At 69.9% G+C, this 20,449-nt stretch carries 26 protein-coding genes; 18 read left to right on the top strand and 8 right to left on the bottom strand.

The annotated features are described in order from the left end of the window. The first annotated feature begins 19 nt into the window (after positions 1–19). The gene (locus ACSMXX_RS19825; protein ID WP_473180040.1) at positions 20–496 is read left to right on the top strand and encodes a GNAT family N-acetyltransferase; all 477 of its coding nucleotides are present in this window, start codon (positions 20–22) and stop codon (positions 494–496) included. Here ACSMXX_RS19825 and ACSMXX_RS19820 read toward each other — a convergent pair. Further along, positions 478–1,314, bottom strand: a complete 837-nt coding sequence (locus ACSMXX_RS19820; protein WP_473180039.1) for an ACP S-malonyltransferase — start codon at positions 1,312–1,314, stop codon at positions 478–480. The genes ACSMXX_RS19825 and ACSMXX_RS19820 overlap by 19 nt on opposite strands. A 532-nt stretch (positions 1,315–1,846) precedes the next feature. Here ACSMXX_RS19820 and ACSMXX_RS19815 point away from each other — a divergent pair. The 4 genes from ACSMXX_RS19815 to ACSMXX_RS19800 all read left to right on the top strand — a co-directional run bounded on the left by ACSMXX_RS19815 (position 1,847) and on the right by ACSMXX_RS19800 (position 5,203). Next, entirely contained in the window at positions 1,847–2,656 is an 810-nt protein-coding gene (locus ACSMXX_RS19815) for an SAM-dependent methyltransferase (protein ID WP_473180038.1), read from the top strand. 115 nt (positions 2,657–2,771) lie between these two features. Further along, on the top strand, positions 2,772–3,698 hold the full coding sequence (locus tag ACSMXX_RS19810) for a hypothetical protein (protein WP_473180037.1): 927 nt from the start codon (positions 2,772–2,774) through the stop codon (positions 3,696–3,698). After that, positions 3,695–4,216, top strand: a complete 522-nt coding sequence (locus ACSMXX_RS19805; protein WP_473180036.1) for an HIT family protein — start codon at positions 3,695–3,697, stop codon at positions 4,214–4,216. The genes ACSMXX_RS19810 and ACSMXX_RS19805 overlap by 4 nt, the downstream gene beginning before the upstream one ends. Before the next feature lie 60 nt (positions 4,217–4,276). Next, complete coding sequence (locus tag ACSMXX_RS19800; protein WP_473184868.1) at positions 4,277–5,203, top strand: phosphatidylinositol-specific phospholipase C; 927 nt, start codon at positions 4,277–4,279, stop codon at positions 5,201–5,203. Here ACSMXX_RS19800 and ACSMXX_RS19795 read toward each other — a convergent pair. Together ACSMXX_RS19795 and ACSMXX_RS19790 are read right to left on the bottom strand one after the other, a co-directional pair. Then, complete coding sequence (locus ACSMXX_RS19795) at positions 5,190–5,492, bottom strand: hypothetical protein (RefSeq protein ID WP_473180035.1); 303 nt, start codon at positions 5,490–5,492, stop codon at positions 5,190–5,192. The genes ACSMXX_RS19800 and ACSMXX_RS19795 overlap by 14 nt on opposite strands. Before the next feature lie 40 nt (positions 5,493–5,532). Further along, the gene (locus ACSMXX_RS19790) at positions 5,533–5,781 is read right to left on the bottom strand and encodes an SCO4226 family nickel-binding protein (protein WP_473180034.1); all 249 of its coding nucleotides are present in this window, start codon (positions 5,779–5,781) and stop codon (positions 5,533–5,535) included. Between the two features lie 230 nt (positions 5,782–6,011). Between ACSMXX_RS19790 and ACSMXX_RS19785 the strand changes: the two genes are divergently transcribed. Both ACSMXX_RS19785 and ACSMXX_RS19780 read left to right on the top strand, forming a co-directional pair. Continuing rightward, the gene (locus ACSMXX_RS19785; RefSeq protein WP_473180033.1) at positions 6,012–6,533 is read left to right on the top strand and encodes a hypothetical protein; all 522 of its coding nucleotides are present in this window, start codon (positions 6,012–6,014) and stop codon (positions 6,531–6,533) included. Positions 6,534–6,862: 329 nt separating this feature from the next. Beyond that, entirely contained in the window at positions 6,863–7,792 is a 930-nt protein-coding gene (locus ACSMXX_RS19780) for an SCO1860 family LAETG-anchored protein (protein WP_473180032.1), read from the top strand. Between the two features lie 171 nt (positions 7,793–7,963). Here ACSMXX_RS19780 and ACSMXX_RS19775 read toward each other — a convergent pair whose 3' ends face one another. Continuing rightward, positions 7,964–8,398 carry a DUF6223 family protein gene (locus ACSMXX_RS19775; protein WP_473180031.1) on the bottom strand — a complete coding sequence of 145 codons (435 nt, stop codon included), beginning with the start codon at positions 8,396–8,398 and terminating at the stop codon, positions 7,964–7,966. A 234-nt stretch (positions 8,399–8,632) separates the two neighbouring features. On the opposite strand from ACSMXX_RS19775, the gene ACSMXX_RS19770 reads away from it, so the two are divergent. Together ACSMXX_RS19770 and ACSMXX_RS19765 are read left to right on the top strand one after the other, a co-directional pair. After that, positions 8,633–9,760, top strand: coding sequence for a sensor histidine kinase (locus ACSMXX_RS19770; protein ID WP_473180030.1), 1,128 nt, complete (start codon positions 8,633–8,635; stop codon positions 9,758–9,760). Beyond that, positions 9,757–10,419, top strand: a complete 663-nt coding sequence (locus tag ACSMXX_RS19765; protein ID WP_473180029.1) for a response regulator — start codon at positions 9,757–9,759, stop codon at positions 10,417–10,419. The genes ACSMXX_RS19770 and ACSMXX_RS19765 overlap by 4 nt, the downstream gene beginning before the upstream one ends. Before the next feature lie 51 nt (positions 10,420–10,470). Here ACSMXX_RS19765 and ACSMXX_RS19760 read toward each other — a convergent pair whose 3' ends face one another. Next, positions 10,471–10,857: a VOC family protein gene (locus ACSMXX_RS19760; RefSeq protein WP_473180028.1), complete on the bottom strand. Its 387-nt coding sequence runs from the start codon at positions 10,855–10,857 to the stop codon at positions 10,471–10,473. After that, the gene (locus ACSMXX_RS19755) at positions 10,854–11,147 is read right to left on the bottom strand and encodes an ArsR/SmtB family transcription factor (protein ID WP_473180027.1); all 294 of its coding nucleotides are present in this window, start codon (positions 11,145–11,147) and stop codon (positions 10,854–10,856) included. Before ACSMXX_RS19755 ends, ACSMXX_RS19760 begins: the two co-directional genes overlap by 4 nt. A gap of 651 nt (positions 11,148–11,798) precedes the next feature. Here ACSMXX_RS19755 and ACSMXX_RS19750 point away from each other — a divergent pair. The 3 genes from ACSMXX_RS19750 to ACSMXX_RS19740 all read left to right on the top strand — a co-directional run bounded on the left by ACSMXX_RS19750 (position 11,799) and on the right by ACSMXX_RS19740 (position 14,086). Beyond that, positions 11,799–12,113, top strand: coding sequence for a hypothetical protein (locus tag ACSMXX_RS19750; RefSeq protein ID WP_473184867.1), 315 nt, complete (start codon positions 11,799–11,801; stop codon positions 12,111–12,113). A 354-nt stretch (positions 12,114–12,467) separates the two neighbouring features. After that, complete coding sequence (locus tag ACSMXX_RS19745) at positions 12,468–12,989, top strand: pyridoxamine 5'-phosphate oxidase family protein (RefSeq protein WP_473180026.1); 522 nt, start codon at positions 12,468–12,470, stop codon at positions 12,987–12,989. A gap of 2 nt (positions 12,990–12,991) precedes the next feature. Further along, entirely contained in the window at positions 12,992–14,086 is a 1,095-nt protein-coding gene (locus tag ACSMXX_RS19740; RefSeq protein WP_473184866.1) for a serine hydrolase domain-containing protein, read from the top strand. A 25-nt stretch (positions 14,087–14,111) separates the two neighbouring features. Here the strand turns inward: ACSMXX_RS19740 and ACSMXX_RS19735 are convergent, their stop codons facing one another. Then, positions 14,112–14,504 carry a hypothetical protein gene (locus ACSMXX_RS19735; protein WP_473180025.1) on the bottom strand — a complete coding sequence of 131 codons (393 nt, stop codon included), beginning with the start codon at positions 14,502–14,504 and terminating at the stop codon, positions 14,112–14,114. 360 nt (positions 14,505–14,864) lie between these two features. Between ACSMXX_RS19735 and ACSMXX_RS19730 the strand changes: the two genes are divergently transcribed. The 6 genes from ACSMXX_RS19730 to rpsR all read left to right on the top strand — a co-directional run bounded on the left by ACSMXX_RS19730 (position 14,865) and on the right by rpsR (position 19,572). After that, entirely contained in the window at positions 14,865–15,827 is a 963-nt protein-coding gene (locus ACSMXX_RS19730; protein ID WP_473180024.1) for a hypothetical protein, read from the top strand. A gap of 216 nt (positions 15,828–16,043) precedes the next feature. Then, positions 16,044–17,354 (top strand): AI-2E family transporter, encoded by a 1,311-nt coding sequence (locus ACSMXX_RS19725; RefSeq protein ID WP_473180023.1) that lies wholly within the window; start codon positions 16,044–16,046, stop codon positions 17,352–17,354. A gap of 315 nt (positions 17,355–17,669) precedes the next feature. Further along, entirely contained in the window at positions 17,670–17,834 is a 165-nt protein-coding gene (gene rpmG / locus ACSMXX_RS19720; RefSeq protein WP_473180022.1) for a 50S ribosomal protein L33, read from the top strand. A 39-nt stretch (positions 17,835–17,873) separates the two neighbouring features. Beyond that, positions 17,874–18,128: a type B 50S ribosomal protein L31 gene (locus ACSMXX_RS19715; RefSeq protein WP_473180021.1), complete on the top strand. Its 255-nt coding sequence runs from the start codon at positions 17,874–17,876 to the stop codon at positions 18,126–18,128. Beyond that, positions 18,128–19,279: a CobW family GTP-binding protein gene (locus ACSMXX_RS19710; RefSeq protein ID WP_473180020.1), complete on the top strand. Its 1,152-nt coding sequence runs from the start codon at positions 18,128–18,130 to the stop codon at positions 19,277–19,279. Before ACSMXX_RS19715 ends, ACSMXX_RS19710 begins: the two co-directional genes overlap by 1 nt. A gap of 56 nt (positions 19,280–19,335) precedes the next feature. Beyond that, the gene (gene rpsR / locus ACSMXX_RS19705; protein ID WP_473180019.1) at positions 19,336–19,572 is read left to right on the top strand and encodes a 30S ribosomal protein S18; all 237 of its coding nucleotides are present in this window, start codon (positions 19,336–19,338) and stop codon (positions 19,570–19,572) included. A 41-nt stretch (positions 19,573–19,613) separates the two neighbouring features. On the opposite strand, the gene ACSMXX_RS19700 is transcribed toward rpsR, so the two are convergent. Further along, positions 19,614–20,222 (bottom strand): TetR/AcrR family transcriptional regulator, encoded by a 609-nt coding sequence (locus tag ACSMXX_RS19700; RefSeq protein WP_473180018.1) that lies wholly within the window; start codon positions 20,220–20,222, stop codon positions 19,614–19,616. Between the last annotated feature and the right edge of the window lie 227 nt (positions 20,223–20,449).

Genomic DNA, 20,449 nt, shown 5'->3' with positions numbered 1-20,449 from the left:
GTCACCATACGATGCGGGCATGCGAATCGTCCGTGTGCCCTACGACCATCCGGAAGCGATGAAGCTGAACGACGCCGTGCAGCAGGAGTACGCGGAGCGTTACGGCGACGAGGGCGACATCACGCCGCTCGACCCCGCGATGTTCGAACCGCCGCGGGGGCTCTACCTGTTGGCGTACGACGAGGCCGGGCGCCCCGTGGCGACCGGCGGCTGGCGCACTCAGGACCGCAACGACGAGGGCTACGCCGACGGCGACGCCGAGATCAAGCGGATGTTCGTGGTGCGCGAGGCGCGCGGACGCGGGCTCGCCCGGCTGATCCTCGCCGCGCTGGAGGACGACGCACGCGCCGCGGGTCGCACCCGCATGGTGCTGGAGACGGGCACGATGCAGCCCGAGGCGATCGGCCTGTACACCTCCTCGGGCTACGAGCCCACGGAGAAGTTCGGCCTCTACCGCTTCGAGGCGGCGAGCCGCTGCTACGCCAAACCGCTCTGATCCGGGGGCAGTTCCGCCTCGGGCGCCGGGCCGCCCCGGGCGGACTCCGCACCTCCCGGCCGCGCGAGCTCCGCCGCCTCCGCGATGCCGTGCTCCTCCACCGACACCGCCCGCATGCCCGGCAGTCCGGCCGCCGCGAGCTGCCCCGTCAGCGCGCGCCCCGGCGGCAACTCCACACAGCAGTCCACCTTTTCCCCCGCGAGCGCCGCCGTCACCTCCGCCCAGCGCACGGGCCGTGCCGCGGACCAGGCCAGGTCGTCGAAGACGGCGTTCGTGTCGCCGAACAGCGACCGCCCCTGCACTCCGCCGACGTAACGCACCGACTGCGGACGCCTCTTGACCGTCGCCAGGTGCTGGGCGAGCCGGATGGCGACGTCGCTCTCCGGCCCGTTCGTGCTCTCCGCCTCATGGAGCAGCTCGCCCCGCAGCCGTACGGCCCGCAGCGCCTCCTCCAAGGTGAGGACGTCCGCGAGCACCGCCGCCGCGTATCCGCCGGTGCCGTGGCCCGCGACGTACGAGGGCCGTACCTCCTCGTCCTCGATCAGCGCACGCGCACCCGCGACGCCCGCGATCAGCAGCGCCAAGTGGCAGGCCACCGGGGAGCGTTCGAGCGCCTCCTCGGAGTCCAGCTCGACGATGCCGTCCGCGTACTCCCTGCCGGAGGCGGCGCCGTCCTCCCCGCCCGTACGCGGTGCGAGGCCTCGCAGAGCCCAGTCCGCCTCGGCCAGCACGGTCGCGGACGCCGCGGTGTCGGGCAGCCGGTGCAGCATGCCGGGACGCTGCGAACCCCGGCCGGGGAAGAGGAACGCGATGCTCATGGGGTCAGCCTGGCCCGCGGCGCGCCCGCGGCGCCAATCGGCCCCACCCGCGGGGGTCCCTCGAACTCCCTTGCCCACGGCGGCGGAAGGCCCGCCCGGGCACCCGAGGCGGCCCCACCGGCGAACTCCCGGGGCCCTTCGGTCCTGCGGCCCCCGCCGGACGTGCCTAGGGGGCGTCCGGCGGTTCCTCGCGGGCTCACGACGCCCGGCACCGCACCTCTCCCCCGCTTCGCGGGTGGGGGTCCCCCCAGCGGAGCGAGGGGGAGTGCCCCCAGCGTTGTCGGGCTCGTCCGAATACTCCCGCCCCTGGGCTTCGCCATGGGGAACCCCAGCCCTCCGGCATGGGGGACCCCAGTATGAGAACGACCCTCCGCCTTGCGATGCGTCCCCTGGGCCTGCGGCCCGGGGAGGCCCCATGCACCGGACTCCCCCTGGCTTCGCCGGGAGGTGCCCCCAGCTCGCTGACCCACGAAGATCCGTCGGACACCCCCTAACCCGTGCGGCACCGATCCGTCCGTGTGAGGCTGACCCCATGCACACTCCCGAGGACCCGTCGCTGGCGGAGAAGATCCGGGCCGACACGGCCCATTCGGCGCGCGTGTGGAACTACCTGCTGGGCGGCCGTGACAACTTCCGGCCGGACCGCGACGCGGGAGACATCGTCCTCAAGCTCTTCCCGGGCATCGCCCGTCTCGCGCGCCTCCAGCGGCGTTTCCTGTCACGTGCGGTGCGCTACCTCGCCGCCGAAGCCGGCATTCGCCAATTCCTCGACGTGGGCACGGGGTTGCCGACGGTGGACAATACGCACGAGGTCGCACAGCGTGTGGCCCCGGAGAGCAGGATCGTCTACGTCGACAACGACCCGCTCGTACTCGTTCACGCGCAGGCCCTCCTCACCAGCAGCAAGGAAGGTGCCTGCGACTACATCGACGCCGACGTCCGCGACCCCGCCACGATCCTCGAAGCGGCAAGCAGGACACTGGACTTCGGCGAGCCGGTCGCGCTGACGCTGCTCGGCACCATCGGGCAGATCCCCGACTCCGACGGCCCCTCGTCGGTCGTGGCACGGCTCATGGAGCCGCTGCCGTCCGGCAGCCACCTGGCGCTGAGCGACGGCACCGACACCAACGAGGTCCTCAACGAGGCGATCGCCGCGTACAACGCGAACTCCGCCGGCTCCTATCACCTGCGCGGCGCGGAGCACATCGCCCGCTTCTTCGACGGCCTGGACGTGGTGGAGCCCGGCATCGTCACCACGTCCGACTGGCGCCCGGACGCGGCCGATCCGCGCGAGGGCCCAGGACTGGTGGACGCCGTCTGCGGCGTCGGACGCAAGCCGTGACGCACCGGGCGCGGGAGCGCGAGGGAGGCGGCCGTCCCTGACCGCCGATCCGCACCCACTGCTGCGTCTGCTCCTCGATGCCGCCGACGGCCACTTCCCACCCACTGACGGCGGCGTGACCGTGCTCGGCCCCCTCCCCGGTGGCCTGGAGTGCTCCGTCGCCTTCACCGGGCACGCCGTCATCGCGACGTCACTCCCCGCCGAAGAGGTCCGCGAGCTGCGACCCGACGGCTTCGGCGGCTCCCTCGCCCCGGAACTGCTGCGCGCCCTCGCCGGTCCGGACGGCACGATCGGCTGCGTCGACGCCACGCTGACGGCCCGCGGCACCGGCGGCACGCCCCGTCTGCAGGAACGACCCGGCATGCGGCACCATCCCCGCGTCCGGCTGGCGCGTGAACTGCGTACGCACGTACGGACGTTCGGCGACGAGCGCGGTCTGGTAGTCCTCGCCGAAGGGCTGGCCGGCCGCCGGGAGGTGAGCACCGAACTCCACGATCCGCCGCGCGACGCCGGCCGGGGCACGGGCCGCTCCCTCATCCGGGACGCGCTCACACTCGTCCCGGAGGGCGAACCCGTCTTCGCCGCCGTCTCCCCCGGCAACGCCCGCTCCCTGCGAGCCTTCCTCGCGGCGGGCTTCACGCCGGTCGGCTCCGAATCCGTCCTCCGCCCCGCCCGCCGGACGGGCGGAGGGCCCGCGGACCTGGAGCGACTACGCCGCAGGGCGCTGCACATCCACGACCTCTACGACGAGGTCAACAGGCGGGAACGCGGCCGGGTGCGGAGTCGCAAGGAGTTCATGCTGGGTTTCGCCGGCGACGTCGGCGACCTCGCGAAGCTCGTCATGGCCGAGGAAGGCGCACGCGAAGTCCCGGGCGGGCGGGCCGCGTTGGAGCACGAACTCGCGGACTGCCTGTGGTCGGTCCTGATACTCGCCCACCGCTACGACGTCCCCCTCGAAGAGGCCTTCGTCCGCACGATGGACCAACTCGACGCCGCGATCAGGGCGAGAATCTCCGCAGCGGAACGCGGAGGGGACACATGACCACGGACCGGCAGCCGATGGACCTCAAGGCCTACGAGGCCCGGGCCCGTTCCGGACCCTGCTTCGTCTGCGCGTTCGTCGCCGGCGACCCGGACTTCGCCCACGAGACCGTCCACGAGGACGAGGAGCACATCGCCTTCCTCGACCGCTGGCCGACGCTCCCGGGAAAGATCCTCGTCGCACCGAAGCAGCACGTCGAGCACGTCGTCCGGGACCTCGACGAGGCCGCCTGGCTGCGCCTGATGGGCGTGGTACGCGGAGTGGCCCTGGCCATGGAGGACGTACTCGCGCCCGAGCGCACGTATCTGCTGTCGCTCGGCAGCCGGGAGGGCAACTCCCATCTGCACTGGCACATCGCGGGGCTGCCGGAGGGAGTGCCGTACGGACAGCAGCAGTTCCACGCCCTTATGACGGAGAACGGGGTGCTGGCCGTGCCGCCGGAGGAGTCAGCCGCACTCGCGGCGCAGTTGCGCGAAGCGTGTGGGGCGAGGCTCGGCCTGGGGCAGGACGGTGCCTAAGGCGGCGCAATCGCGCTCTGTGGAAAACCGCCTCTCCGTGGTTCCATCATTGTCATGACCATGAGGCGCCGTTACTTCCTCCGCGGAACAGCCGTACTCCCCCTCACCGCGCTGCTCGGCGGAACCACGGCCGCCGCGGCGCACGCCGCACCCGCCGACGGCCGGTCCGCTGCCGCGTCCGCCGCCGGGCCCGACGCCTGGATGTCACAGCTCCCCGACGGCGTACTCCTGCGGGAGCTGACCATCCCGGGGACCCACAACTCCGGTGCCCTCCACGGCGGTCCGTGGACCGAGTGCCAGAACACTGCGATCGCCGGGCAGCTCTCCTCCGGCATCCGGTTCCTCGACGTCCGCTGCCGCCTCTTCGAGGGCTCGTTCGCCATCCACCACGGCCCGGCCTATCAGCACCTCAACTTCGACGACGTACTGGGCACTTGCCGCGACTTCCTGGCGTCCCGTCCGTCCGAGACGGTGCTGATGCGGGTGAAGCAGGAGTACTCGGAGGAGAGCGCGGAGCAGTTCCGTCTCGTCTTCGAGGACTATCTGGACGGACGCGGCTGGCGCTCGCTCTTCCGGCTCGACCCCGCGCTCCCGGACCTGGGAGACGCGCGCGGCAAGGTCGTACTGCTCGGCGACTCCGACGGACTGCCCGGCGTGCGCTACGGCGACCCGCAGCTCTTCGACATCCAGGACGCCTACAACGACGAGCCGGGCGCCAAGTACCCGTTGATCGAGGACCACTTCCGCAAGGCCGTCGCCCAACCGGGCAGGCTCTACGTCAACTTCGTCAGCACGGCGGCCTTCCTCCCGCCCCGGTCCAACGCCGACCGTCTCAACCCCCGCGTCCGCGACCTGCTCGGCTCACCCGAGAACGCCGCCTGGCGGGGCCTCGGCATCGTGCCCATGGACTACCCGAACGAGCACGGACTCACCGAGGCCCTGCTGAAACACCAGCCCTCAACGGCCGGTCACGTCACCGCTGTTTGATCTTTTCGCGCTTCACCTCCAGATTCAGGAAGCGCGGCTCCCCGACGCACAGCGCACGTGCCTGATCGGCCACCTGCTGCGTCTCCGGGAGCTGGCTGTTCTCCATCGCCTTCTGGTACGAGGGGAATTCGACGATGTCCACGTAGTGGGCGGGCTTGTCGCGGTCCTGTGCGTGCATCTCGTGCAGCACGGTCCGCTTGCCCTCGGTGACCTTCATCCACTGTTCGAAGACGGCCTCCAGCTCGTCGGGGCGGTTGGTCTCGTACTCGATGATCTGGACGAATGTCATTGGATGGCCTCCCGTCGTGGCCGTTCGTGTTTCTGCCGGGTCACACACTGAGCGGCACCGCGTGGATCTCGTCCACGGTGTGCCCGGCCCTCTCGTGGGCGCGCCGTACGGCCTGCGCGGACGGCGCCTCGGACAGGCAGAACACCGTCCCCGACTCCGGGTCGGCCCAGGCGTGCTCGAAATGGACGCCCTCGGCGTGCTCGGCCGCGAGATCGGCCCGGTGGGCGTCGTCGAGCTGCTCCGCGCTTATGCCGTTCAATCCGCGATGGACGTCCATGAATCTGGGCACAGCTCTCCACCTCCGGTGACCGTGGTGAGGACCCGGTGGGAGCCCGGTCGGGGCCCCGCTGACTCCATGGTGCTCCCGGTTGACGGAAACCCCCAAACATGCATGAAGCGCCCATACGGCGCCCGTCGGCGCGATCGTTGCCCGGAACCCTTCACGCCGGTGACAAAGACGACCGCGCGCCGCAGGCGGAGCCTAGAGTCGTGACGCCTTTTCCGTTCCAGGGAGCGCTGATGAAAGACCAGTCGCCACCGGCCGAGACCAAGACCAAGACCGAGGCCGACAGCACCCAGCGGCGCGACGAGGGGGCGCCACTGGGAATCCTGTCGTGGCGGCCCGGCAGGTTCGTCCTCGCCGTGATCGCGGCGGTCGCAGTCGTCGCGGCGGTCTCCACCGCGCTCGTGCTCGGTGGCGGTGACTCCACAGCCACCGTGGCGAAGTCCTCCAAGCCCCCGACGGTGGAGAAGCTGGCGTCGGCACTGAAGTGCAAGGTCGACATCCAGAAGAAGGTCGAGGACTACCGCCTGGGAGCCTGCACGTCCAAGAAGACGAGGTACACGTTCGTCACCTTCAAGGACAACAGGGCCAAGCGCGGCTGGCTGGACTTCTCGAAGGACTACGGCGGCACCTACCTCGTCGGCTCCCGGTGGATCGTGGTGACGGACGCGCCGTCGAAGCTGGGCCCGATCCAGGCGAAGTGGGGCGGGACCGTCGAACGCGGCAAGAACCACGGCCAGGGCCACGGCCGCTCCTGACCCGCGGACGCCCGCTTCCCGTCATCGACGGTCACGTCTGATCGGCATGGTCACGCAGGCGGATGTGGGATGAGCGCTGCCCGTGTGACAGCCGGCGGCGCGCCCGCAGGCGGCCTCCGAAAGGGCCCGCGCAGCGCCGGAACGGAGCCGCACAGGGCGGATTCGAATAGGCGTCGAAACTGCTGACGGCCTTTCACCTAATAGGGTTACCAAGAGTTGCACCACGCTGCGGCGAGGGGCATCATTCCCCGAACCAAAGCCCCGACTGGCGCTGCTGTCCCCGTAGTTCAGCTGTCGGTGGCTCCAAGTCCCCTGGAAGGTTCCCCTAGTTGATCACGCATGTCTTGGGTTCGCGGGCTCGCCGTTCCGCGCTGTTGGGCGCCGCCACCGTAATCGTCGGCGGCGCGATGGTCTCCGCTCCCGCCCATGCCGCTCCCGCGGACGGGCACTCCGACTCGACCGGTAACGCGACCGCCGTCGCGGCGCGTGCCGATCTCGAGGTCTCCGTGGCGAACGCCGCCAAGGTTCCGGTCAAGGCGTCCCTCAACGCCGTCAGCGCCCCCGAGGACGCCGAAGAGACGCTGCTGACCGCCGAGGTGAACGGCGCCAACAAGGGTCAGCCCCTCAAGCTGGTCCAGGCCGACGTCGCCCGCTCCGGCGCCACAGCCGACGCGCGGCAGTCCTCAGGCCACGTCAAGCTCGCCGGGCTCCGGGCCTTCGCACCCGGCCTGCTCGGCAAGCCGCTGGTGAGCGCGGACCTCCTCACCGCGACCGCCACCTGCAAGGCGGGCGAGAAGCCGACGGCCGAGGCAGACCTGCAGAACGTCTCCGTCCTCGGAAAGCCGGTCACCGTCAACGGACTCGGCAGCAAGCAGGTCAAGGTGCCCGGCGTCGGCACCGTCGACATCGCGCTCGAGCAGGAGACCACGAAGGCCGCCTCCGGGGCCGCGACCGCGCTGAAGCTGTCGTACGAGGTGAACCCGGCCAAGCTGAACATCGTGAAGGCCACCGGCGAAATCGTGCTCTCGGAGGCCACCTGCCGTACGCCGAAGGGCGGCGGCGATGAAGGGACCGGCGGCGCCGGCGGCAACGACCCCGGCCCGCAGACCGGCGGCAACGACGGAGGTGACGGCGGTGACGGCCTCGCCGAGACCGGAGGCAGCTCCGCCACGCCCGTCATCGCAGGCGCCGGCGCGCTGCTCGTCGCAGGAGGCGGAGCCCTGTACCTGATCCGCCGCCGCGGCGCCCGCAGCAGCTGAGGATCATGCGGTAGCGGCGGCACCGCGTGACCCTCACTTCCGACGGGTCCCGGCGGGCCGCCCCGCTCTGACCGAAGCCCACCGCACCTCACCCCCGTAGGTGCGGTGGGCTTCCTGCATTGCGAAGAGCCGGACGGTGAGAAGACGGCCGCTGCGGTCAGCCGCCCCCGGTCAGCCGGTGCGGCGCGAGCGGGTCAGGGCCAGCCCGCCGAGGGCAGTGCTGATCAGCCCCGCCAGCATGGCCACGTACGCCCCGCCCAGCCCGTTGCCGGTGCCGAGACCGCCGTCGGCGGTGGCCGCGACCAGCCCGCCGAGGGCCAGGCTGATCAGCCCCGCCACCATGGCCGCCGCGGCCCCGAGCGACCCGTTGGCGGTGCCCAGGCGACCGGCGGGGCGGGCCAGTGCCAGCCCGGCGACGATCAGGCCCGCCAGCCCCACCAGCGCACCCGTGCCGGCCCCGAGCCGCCCGAGGCCGAAGTCGTAGAAGCCGGCGGCGACCGGCTGGACGTGGACGTGCGCGGCCGCCGGTGCGGCAAGCCCGATACTTCCGAACAGGGCGGCTGCGGTGGCGAGTGCGGCGGCGGCGAGGAGGCGACGGACTGACATGCGGTGCTCCTTCTCCTACGGCTGGACGTCCTCCTGCTGCTGGACGTCGCCCCGATCGTGTCCCCCGGACCTGCCGCCGGTCGTCCCGCGTACGGAGGCACTTCGCGCTGCCGCCGACGGCGCACCTGGATGCTGCGGGCGCGGCAGGCGCCGTGAAAGTACTGCGCGTGCGGTAGTCGGCCGCTCGTCCTCCGGCAGGACTCGCCCGCGACGGCATCGGACTAGGGTGCGCGCGTGAGCAACGGACGGTTCCGCGTTCCGGCGGGTGTCAGGGACTGGGCGACCGCCGTCGGCGTGGCTGCGGCGCTGCTGGTCACCGGGCTGACCGGGCAGCACTCCGCCACGGACCTCGACCTGCTCGGCTACGCGCTGCTGGCCGCGGGCGGCCTGGCGCTGGCCGCCGGGCGCCGGGCACCGGTTCCCGTCCTGGCCGCCACCGGACTGTGCGCGGTGGGGTACCAGGCGGCCGGTTTCGATGTGCCGGCCGTCGCGTACCTGTTCGCGGTGTACGCAGCAGTGCGCGCTGGACACCGCATCCTCACGGTGGCGGCGAGCGTGACCATGCTGGCCGCTCTCCCCCTCGCGGCCCTGGCCTCGGGCGTGCACGGCACGGGCGAGGCGTTCGCCCAGGCCCGAGGCGCCCTCGAGCTGGCCTGGCTGATCGCGGCCGGAGCCGCCGGGGAGGCGCTGCGGCAGGCCGAGCGGCGGGCGGACGCAGCCGAGCGGAACCGGGAGGAGACCGCGCGGCGCCGCGCCGACGAGGAGCGGCTGCACATCGCGCGGGAGCTGCACGATTCGCTCACCCATCAGATCTCGGTCGTCAAGGTGCAGTCCGAAGCCGCCGTCCACGTGGCCCGCAAGCGGGGTGAGCAGGTGCCGGAGGCGCTGCTGGCGATCCGGGAGGCCGGTCGTGAGGCCGCACGGGAGCTGCGAGCGACCCTGGAGGCGCTGCGTGACGACGACACGACTCCGCCTCACGGGCTCGATCACATCCCCGAACTGGTGGAGCGGGTCGGTGAGTCGGGCCTGGACGCGACGCTGACGATCGAGGGACGGCGGCCCGAGGTCCCGGTCGCGGTGGGCCGGACCGCCTACCGGATAGTTCAGGAGTCGCTGACCAACATCGCCCGTCACGCCGCCGCCACCACGGCGTCGGTCCGCATCGACTACCGGCCGGACGCCCTCGTCCTGCGAGTCGACGACGACGGCGAGGCCACGCCGGACATCGCCCCGGTGCCCGGCATCGGGCTGCTCGGGATGCGCGAACGAGTCGCCGCTCTCGGAGGCCACCTGCGGGCGGCACCCCGCAGCGAGGGCGGCTTCACGGTCCAGGCCGAACTTCCCGTGGAAGAAGCGTCATGATCCGTGTCCTCCTGGTCGACGACCAGCCGCTCATTCGCAGCGGATTCCGCGCGCTCCTCGACCTCGAAGACGACATCGAAGTGGTCGCCGAGGCCGCCGACGGGAAGACGGCCCTGGAGCTCGCTGAAGAGCATCTGCCCGACATCGCGCTCGTCGACATTCAGATGCCGGTCGTCGACGGCATCGAGACGACCCGGCGCATCGCCGCGCACCCGGCCCTGGCCCGGGTGCACGTCGTCATCCTGACCAACTACGGCCTGGACGAACACGTCTTCAACGCACTGCGCGCCGGCGCAGCCGGATTCCTCGTCAAAGACATCCAGCCGGAAGACTTCCTGCACGCCGTACGCGTCGCCGCTCGCGGCGACGCCCTGCTGGCACCGTCGATCACACGCAAGCTGATCAACCGGTACGTCACCCAGCCGTTCCCCGACGACAGCGGCACAGGGCTGCAAGAGCTGACCGGCCGCGAACGCGAGACCGTCGTTCTGGTCGCGCAGGGCCTGTCCAACGACGAGATCGCCGGTCGCATGGTGATCAGCCCGCTCACCGCGAAGACCCACGTCAACCGGGCCATGACCAAGCTCCATGCCCGCGACCGGGCCCAACTGGTGGTCCTCGCCTACGAATCCGGCCTCGTAACCCCTCGTAACTCCTGAATCCCGTCCGGGTGCACGCGTGCCGTGACTGCTGCCGGCGCCGGGGCGGCCTTACTCGCTGTGGACGATCTGGATCAGATTGCCGCACGTGTCGTCGAAGACCGCGGTGGTCACCGGGCCCATCTCCAGCGGCTCCTGGGTGAACTGCACCCCGAGCTCGCGCAGCCGGCGGAACTCCGCATGTACGTCGTCCACGGCGAAAGCGGTGGCCGGGATGCCGTCCTCGGCCAGCGCCGACATGTACGGCTTCGCGGCGGGATGGACATCGGGCTCCAGCAGCAGCTCGGTCCCGTCGGGGTCCTCCGGCGAGACCACGGTCAGCCAGCGGTGCTCGCCCACCGGAACCTCGTGCTTCTTCACGAAGCCCAGCACGTCCGTATAGAAGCGCAGGGCCTTGTCCTGGTCGTCGACGAAGACGCTCGACAGATGGATCCTCATGGTGTGCTCTCCGGTGCGTCGGGCCTGAGCCACCGGGTCACGATGAGCTCAAGGGGTTCGGTGTTCAGATCGTGGAACTTGTAGCGGCCCTGGCGCCGCGAACGGACCAGGCCCGCGGATTCCAGTACGACCAGGTGCTGACCGATCGCCTGCCGTGTCAGCCCAAGACCGTGCTTGGCCGCCAGCCGCGCGCAGATCTCGAACAGGGTCTGGCCGTCCCGTTCCACCAGCTCATCGAGGATGCGCCGGCGGGTGGGGTCGGCCAGCGCCTTGAAGACGTCCTCCGCCACAACCGACACCATAGGAAAGTGACGACTTACCTATCAAGGCTGCGGGCGAGATTTTCCTGGCCGAGGAGACGGCGCCTGCACGCGGCGACAGGCTCGGCACTCGGCACTCGGCACTCGGCACGGAACGGGCGGGACGGAAAGGGCTGGACGGAAAGGGCGGCACGGAACGCCGTGGCGGTCGCGCCGCCGGGCTCGGAACGGGAGGGTCCGGAGCAGCTCTCGACCGCGGCTCGCCCGCCAGGTCCCGCGGCGCGGACGGCGGTGCAGACCAGGGCCTTCGACCCGGGAACCGCCCGCGCCACGGACACAGAGCAGGAGGGCGGGGGTGCCCTTCCACTCCGCAACGACCGAAGACCACCCCGGCCGCGTTCCTTTCTGCGCCGTGAGGCGGGAAATCCGTCACACCATTCCCTGTGAATGAGATGTGGAATTCTCGTAACCACCTCCGGGAACAGGCAACCGCGTAACGCTTTCCGAGCGTTCTCCGCAGTGCTTGTGGACAGGCAGAGCCCTCGCACGATCACGTGTGGGAGGGGGCGGAGGCGCCTCTTGAAGCAGAGGGACGGTTCGTCGTCGTCACTCTCGATCACCTCTGCCGCCGGGAAATCCGCACCTGGAGAATGGACGCTCATGAGTCACACCCCCGAGCCGATGACCACGGGCAATGCTCACACGGGCACCCGTGGCGAGCCGGCATCGCAGCGAACTGCCCTGATCATCCACACCATCGCCGACATCGCAGCCGCGTTCCTCGGCCTGTGGATCCTGCTCCACCTTCTCGAAGCCAACCAGGCGAATGTATTCGTCCAGTTCGTCGAAGGCATGGCCAACTGGCTCGCAGGCTGGTCGCAGGACATCTTCACCATGGAGAACGAGCACGTGCGCTTCGCGCTCAACTACGGCCTCCCCGCGCTTGTTTACCTCTTCATCGGCCACGGAATCGCCGCGAAAATACGCCGGGGATGACCGGAGACTCATCGAATTCCGCTCGGTCACGAGCCCGGTGAACATGGCGGAGGGACATCTCCACCGCATGATCACCTCCCCCTGATGCGGCGACTATCGGCGCACTCCGGCGCCGATAGCGACCGCATCGAATGCTGTCGAGGCTGTCCGTGCACGCGCGGACATGGCCGCACGGCGCGAGCAAGTGAGCTACGTGGCCACGGCTTGCTGGTGCGCGCGCAGACCGATGAGTTTCTCGGCAAGTCCGGGTCATCATCAGGACGGCAGGTACACCTGCCGGAGCATGATGGGTCAGCTTGCCGGCGCCGCTTCACCAGTGCCGGTCGGCTGAACATGCCTCATTGAGGATGTGACATGTCGGACAGCGAACCGGATGCTGTGCTGGGGCCGTTCTCGTCTCCAGGCGCGCGTGCGACGCCGTGGGCCTCTGCGTTGGCGGTCCTCGGTGAGGCGGAGGTGTTCTGGCTTTCCACGGTGCGGCCTGACGGGAGACCGCACGTGACGCCGTTGCTGGCCGCTTGGAGTCTGGGCGGCCTGTGCTTCACCACGGGTGGTCAGGAACGCAAGGCGCGAAACCTTGAGCACAATCCCCGCTGTGTGCTGACGACCGGCACGAATGCCTTGACCGGTGTGGACGTCGCCATCGAGGGGCTCGCATCCTTGGTGGACCGGCGCTTCGAGCGTGAACAGGCCGTCGCAGACTTCGAGCGGAAGTACGGCGCGCATCTGACCAGCCCCGAGGGTTCCTGGTACGGGTTGGGCAAGGCCGTCATCGCCGGCGACACCAGGCTGTATCGAGTCGCGCCGACCGTCGGCTTCGCTTTCGGCAAGCTGCCGGCATCCAGCCAGACTCGCTACACGTGGCCGAGCCGGTGACGATGATGCCGCCCTCGCTTCAGCAGATGGTCCAGAGCGTCCTCGACGAACTCGTTGATGCCGGAGCCGAAACCGGCTTGCAGGTCGCCGTCCACCACCACGGTGCTCTTGTTGTGGACGCCGTCTCCGGTGTCGCCGACAGCGAGAGCGGGCGCAGGGTGACCCCGCAGACCCCCTTCTTCAGCTTCTCTGCCGGCAAGGTCATGACGTCGCTGATCGCTCACCTGCTCGTCAGGACCGGTGCAGTCGGATACGACACGCCACTGGCCGACCTCTGGCCCGAGTTCGGTGCCCACGGCAAGTCGACCGCGACTCTTCGACACGTGCTCACACACTCCGTCGGCGTGCCGGCGATGCCTCGTGGCATCGGCCCTGCCGACCTGACTGACTGGTCGCGGGTCTGCACCGCGATCGCCGACGCCGAACCGCGGTGGCGGCCCGGGACCGAGACGGGGTACCACTCGTTCACCTTCGGCTTCCTCGTCGGCGAAGTCGCACGCCGGGCCACAGGCAAACCGATGCGGCAACTCCTGCACGAGTGGGTCACCGAGCCCCTGGGCATCCAGGGTGACCTGTACTTCGGTGTGCCCCGAAGCGACCTGGCCCGGCTGGCACGACTCGAAGACGGCGCACCGCGTCCCGTCGCCCCACCTGACGGCGATGCCGTTCTTGCGCCCTGGGAACTGCAACCGACGGCAGCCATGGGCAACAGCCACGAGATCCTGCAAGCGGACATCCCATCGGTCGGCACCTTCACCGCGCGAGGAATCTCTGCCATGAACGCCGCGGTCCTCGACGGCCGACTCATCGATTCACACCAGCTCGAGGAGTTGACGGCGGTGGCTTTCGAGGGCACCGACCAGATCTTCGGCAACCAAGCGCGGCTGGCCCTGGGCTATCCCCTCGGCCGCATCGGTACTCAGCCGGACGAGACACCCACCACGTTCGGCTGGGTCGGTGGTGGCGGCAGCTACGTCTATGCCGACTACGCCACCGGCACCTCCTTCGCCATGACCAAGACCCGTCTCACCCCCCACTTCAACACCGCACAACGACTCGCAGACGTCACCACAGCCGAGATCAACCCACACGTCTGAGTATCGACACCCCATCGGACAGTCCCTAGTTCCCCCATTGACCGAGCATCGCGTGGTTCTCCTCGGAGCGCTGCTTCAGGAGCGCGAGGAGATCGTCCTCCGCGCGCACGAACGCCTCGAAGACCTCGCGTACCGCCGGCTCCGCCATCGCGGCCTCGTCGTGAGGACACACCGGCAGACTCCGGTACCCCTCCATCGCCTCAGCCGTCGCGGCCAGTTGGGAGGCGATCGCCCGGTGCTCGCGTACCAGGCGCTGGTACGCGTCGTATTCCGGATTGCCGTCCGGGCCGGCGACGGTCAGAGCTCTCATGTGGTTCTCCAGCACGTTCGCCAGCCGATCCATCAGTTCACCGGTTTTCCCGGGCAGTTCCGCACTGGCCGCAAGTCCCTTGCCGCACGTCCATTCTTCCTCTGTCATGGCCTCGTCCTTTCGGGCTGTGCCCGCTCTGAGTTGTTCTGCTTCTGCTTCTGCTTCTGCTCCGCCGCCGGGCTCTTGCGGTGCGCCTCCCACAGCTTCGGAGCAAGCTAGCCAATCGCTGTGACAGCCGACGGCTCCTCGCGCCCGTCCGCACGTCGCGTACGTACACGCGCACCCCGGCAACCGATCGCCGGCGAAGGCGGATCCCGGAGGGTGCAACCCGCATGGCATGGCGGCCTGTTGTCTAGGGGTCCGGCTGCCGGAGCCCAGGTCTCGCGGACGCTCGGGAGCGGGCGCGCGTGGATAGGATCGCGTGGGCCCCGGCGTACCGACCGGGCGGGGGGCTGGGGGGTCGGCGGCATGAGTACAGCTGGAGGCGCACCGGGTGGCGGCCACTGGGATGGCGGCCACGGGGGCAACCAAGGGGCGGGGCAGGGATCGCCGCAGCCGGGCCGGCAAGGCGGTTGGCAGCCGGGCCCGCAGCCCGGGCCGGGTCTGCAGCCCGGGCCGGGTCTGCCGCCGCAGCCCGGCTGGGGACCGCACCGCCCATGGCCGCCGACGCCTCCGCCGGAGCCGGCCCGGGGGCGGCGGATCGCGCGGTACGTCTTCAACCCGCTCCACGCGGCACGGAAGGTCTTCCGTCCGTCGCGTCCCGGCGTCGTCGAGGATCCCACCGTCCGCAAGCTCCAACTGTGGCGCACGGTCGCGGGCGTCGTCGCCTGGGTGTGGCTGACGGTCACGTACAGCGCGATCAGCGACACGGGGAAGGCGGTCGATGTCGTCTTCGATCGCCTCGACCAGAGCTGGATCAGCGTACTCGTGCTGATCTGCACGTTCCCCGTCGTCGTCGGCGTCTTCTGCGTCGCGGCCCGCGGCGGACTGCGGCGCGTCTATCTGCGCCGCTCCCTGAAACCGCTCGGCGCGGTGACGGCCGTCGTTGCCTCCATGTTCACCTTCCCACTGGCGGTGGCGCCGGAGCTGCAGGGTTTCCGGGACTTAGTGGGAATCCCCGGCAAGGTGGTCATCGCGCTGCTGGCGCTGTGGTCCCTCGGCTTCGCGATCTACGGCATCGGGCTCTCGCTCGTACACGTCTTCCGCACAGCCGACATCCACGAGCTGGTGCCGCCGATCCTCGCCACCCTTCTGGTGTGGGAGATGGCGATCATGGACGTGGCCACGGGCGCCTACGAGAACGTCCCGCCGCTCGCCCGGGCCGCCTTCATGATGGGCGCACCGGTGACCGTGACGGCTTTGTCCGCCTGGGAGGCGTACCGGCTGCGCCGCCACCACGGACTGCGCCTGCGCGCGGCGTTGCGAGGCTGAGGCCCGCCAGGCGGGCCGTCCCGGCTCCTGGCCTTCGGCAGCAGCGGCTCCAGGACCGCCACTCACCGCGCGCGACGGAGGCCGGGGTATCCCCGATCCGCCGCTTCCTCCGACCATCGCGTGCCCTTCCCGTAAGCAACCTCCACGCCGGTAACGTCGTCGCTCAACAGCGGCGGACCATGGCGAGACGGCTTTGCGACGGCGGAGGACGGGGCGATGACGAGCAGGGCGGGCAGACTGCGCGACGGCGTGGCACGCCTTGCCGCCAGAGTCGTCAAGCGCCGGGCCGGGCAGCCGGCCGAGGAAGCGGCGGCCCCCGAGGTCGGAGCCGGCCCGCCCGGGACGGGGACACCCGAACCGTCACAACCGCCTGGCGGACGGCCCGCGCCCTCGGCGGCTCTGCCCTGGGGTCTGCGGGTCGCGGCCGAGGCGGCATGGCGGCTGCTGGTGCTGGCGGCACTCGTCTGGGTTCTGAGCCGGATCATCGGGGCGATCAGCCTGCTCGTCCTCGCCTTCGCCGCCGGTCTGCTGGTTACGGCACTGCTGCAGCCAACGGTCGCCTGGCTCAAGCGGCACCGGGTGGGCCGGGGGCTGGCAACGGCGACCAGCTTCATCGCCGGCTTCGTGATGATCGGCCTGATCGCCTGGTTCGTGGCCTGGCAGGTGACGGAGAATCTGCCCACCCTCACCAAGCGCATCCAGGACGCCATCGACGAGATGCAACGCTGGGCGGTCAAGGGCCCGTTCCACATTCCGGAAGAACAGGTCAACGACATCGGCAAGAGCCTGAGCCGGTGGCTCGGCGACAACAGCGAGGCGGCCACCTCAGCGGGGCTCGCGGGCGTCACCGCCCTGGCCGGCTTCCTCTCGGGCGTGGCGCTGACCATGTTCATCAGCCTCTTCCTGCTCTACGACGGCGCCCGGATCTGGAACTGGGTGCTCAAACTGGTGCCGGGTGCGGCCCGCGATGCCGTCGCCGGCGCCGGTCCGCGTGCCTGGGCCACCCTGACCGGATACGTACGCGGCACGGTGCTGGTCGCCCTCATCGACGCCGTCTTCATCGGCCTCGGGCTGCTGCTCCTCGGCGTACCGCTCGCGGTGCCGCTGGCAGTCATCATCTTCATCTCCGCCTTCGTACCGATCATCGGAGCCGCCGTCTCGGGCGCGCTCTCCGTGCTCGTCGCCCTCGTGACCAACGGCCTCCTGACCGCCCTGCTCGTGGCGGGCGTCGTAGTGCTCGTCCAGGAACTCGAAGGCCACGTGTTCCAGCCGTTCATCCTCGGCCGGATGGCTCGCGTACATCCGCTCGCAGTGGTCCTCGCGGTGGTCGGCGGCAGCCTCGTCGCCGGAATCCCCGGCGCCGTGGTCGCGGTGCCGCTGATGGCGGTGATCAACACTGCGGTCATCTACCTGAAGGCGTACGCCGAGGACCAACGGGCGCCCGCTCTTCCCGCGGCGGGAGGACCGGCCCCGGGAAGCGGCGACGCGTCTCCGACAGAATTCCGGCCTTCTCCCTACGAGCGCTGAGGATGCGCAGGCGAAGGGCCAACCGGCCATCACCTTCGGCCTGTTCGGGCTGTCCGGGCTGTCCGGGCTGTCCGGGCTGTCCGGGCTGACATTCCCTCGGCCGCCGCGGGTCAGCCCCTGACCCGGGCCGCACGGACCACGTGGCGGGTTCGCTGAACCGGCACCGCACGTGACGGCCTTCGCCCGGCAACCAGTAGCGCTCGCGCTGAAGCCGGGCCTGGCACCGTCAGTTGGCAGCGGGCGGACACACGTGACCTGCCTCTCGGAGTGCGGGCATCGCTTTGTTAATGGGAACCATTTTCATATAGTGCCCTCATGGCTCACAACGAAATGCGCCCGATCGTGAAGCTCCGGTCCACGGTCGGCACCGGCTACACCTACGTGACCCGCAAGAACCGCCGGAACGACCCCGACCGCCTGACCCTGCGCAAGTACGACCCCATTGCGCGGCGTCACGTCGACTTCCGCGAAACCCGCTGAGACCCCACACAGCTGAGACCCCACGCAAAGGACACCGCTATGAAGCAGGGCATACACCCCGCCTACGGTCCCGTCGTCTTCCGTGACAAGGCCGCGGGATTCGCCTTCCTCACCCGCTCGACCGCCACCAGCGGCACGACGATCGACTGGGAGGACGGCAACAGCTACCCCGTCATCGATGTCGAGATCTCCTCCGAGAGCCACCCCTTCTACACCGGCACAGCCCGCGTACTGGACACGGCCGGGCGGGTGGAGCGCTTCGAGCGCCGCTACGGCCGCCGAGAGGCCCGCTGATGGAGAGGCAGCCGAAGCTTCCCGTCGTCATCGTCGGCGGGCTGCACTCCGAGGCGCGCGGCGAGGTCGTACAGCGCCTGCTGCGGACCGTGCCCGGCAGCGTCGCACTGCACCACGATCACTCGACGGCCTCACAAGGAACGGTGCTGCGGACCATACGCAGCGACTCCGGCCAACTGAGCGCCGGAGAGGCACCGTTGGTGAACGGCTGCGCCTGCTGCGCCCTGCGCGAGGACCTGATCCCCGAACTGGAGAGGCTGGCAGCAGACGGCCTGACCCGGCTCGCCGTCGTGGAACTGTGGGACTCGGTGGAGCCCAGGGCGATGGCCGAAGTCGTGGCCGCGTACGGCGAACAGGTCGTCCTCACCGGTGTGTTCACAGCCGTCGACCCCGCGCTGCTCCTGCCCTGCCTCGGCAACGGCGACGACCTGGCCGACGCGGGGCTCGCCGCGGCTCCCAGTGACCAACGGACTGTCGCCGACACCTTCGCCCGGCAGCTGGAGTACGCCTCCGTACTCGTCCTCGTCGACAGTGAGGACGCGGATGAGGAGGACGCGGCGCTCCTGAACCAACTGCACCCCACAGCACAGCACTTGCACGCGGCATCGAGCGAGCCGGCAGCCGCCGCCTTCGCCGGATTCGACGTACGTGCCGCCGCCGCGGCCCAGGATCCCGCCTGCGCACTGCTGCCGCAGGAGGCGGACGAATGCGGGGTGAGGACTTACGTCTGGCACCGCGACCGCCCCTTCCACCCGGAACGGCTCTACCACGCGCTGGAGGATTTGACCTGCGCCGCGGCCCGCAGCCGGGGCCGCTTCTGGCTCGCCGACCGCCCTGACACCCTGCTGGCGTGGGACGCCGCCGGCGGCGCACTCGGCGTCGAAAGCGCCGGCCCATGGCTGGCCGCACTACCGGACGCCGCCTGGGAGATGGTCCCTCCGGAACGCAGAGCCGCCGCCGCACTCGACTGGCACCCCGAACACGGCGACCGCTGCCAGCATCTGGTCTTCACCTCACCGGACCTCGACCGGGACGGCCTCAAGGCCGTCCTCGAGTCCTGCCTGCTGACGGACGCCGAATACGCGGCGGGACCCGAGGCATGGCGGCAACTGTCGTCCGCCTTCGCCCCGCTTCTCGATCACGCGACCTGACGCGACCCGAACCACTCGGCCCCGCACACCCCGCACACCCCGCACCTGGAGATCCCGTGACACGTCACACCGCCCCCCGTAAGCCCGCCAAGTCCCGCCGCAACCCCCTCGACCAGGCCGGCATCACCTACATCGACTACAAGGACACCGACCTGCTCCGGAAGTTCATCTCCGACAGGGGCAAGATCCGCAGCCGCCGCGTCACGCACGTATCCGCCCAGCAACAGCGGCAGCTGGCGCGGGCGATCAAGAACGCCCGCGAGATGGCCCTGCTGCCCTGCAGCACCCGCTGACCACACCTCCACAACCGGCCGAAGAGGCCGGAGCGGCACCGTCAGGTAAAGATCGTCTTGTAGGAAGCGCGTGCGACGATCCTTGCGGCGTCGGGGACCGAGACGGGCTTGAGTGCCTGTTGTTCCTGGGCGAACCAGATGTAGGCGCAGTGCTCCACCATGGCGGCGAACCCGTCCGCGACCACGATCACCGGGATGCCGTCGACCTGCTGAATGCCATGGTGGCGCTCGACGGAATGCACGAACCGTTCGACATGGTCGCGGCGCATGCCCCACCAGATGTCCATGAACCGCCGTGATACGTGCGCGGCCTCGATGAAGGCCCGCATGAACTCGCGATGACGGTAGTAGTGCGCGAAGTAACCTTCGTGGGCTTCGCACATCGCGCCGTACGGATCGTCGGCGAAGCTGTGCTCGCTGACGCGGCTGGCGTCCAGAAACTCCTGATGGAGATCGCCGATCGCCGCAGCGAACAGGTCATCGCTGTTGGCGAAGTACCGGTAGAGCGCCCCGGTGGAGCTGTGTGCTCGTTCCACGACGTCCGCGATACGCATCGCCGTGTAGCCGTGGCGCCCGGAGACGGTCCGTGCTGCAGCGATCAAGCGGTCGCGCGTCTCTCGGCCCTTGCGAGTCGGCGGGATCTTCGACACGGCCTCAGCGTAACCCAAAAGAGAACGCCGCGTCGCTTATTCACTCTGAAAGGGCGTCTGACCTGCTGAGACGTAGCGTGCTAGCCCCACACACCGAAGCGAAAACAAAAAGCGACGTCTCACTCTTGTCTTCCTTCGGATAAGACCCCTACAGTCCTGAACGAGAACACGACGTCATGTTCGCTTTTCTGGAGCGGTCCGTCGGGTTCGAAGGGAGAAAATCATGG

The sequence above is a fragment of the Streptomyces sp. DSM 116795 genome, from assembly GCF_055792905.1.
This window is presented reverse-complemented; position numbering and strand designations above follow the sequence as displayed.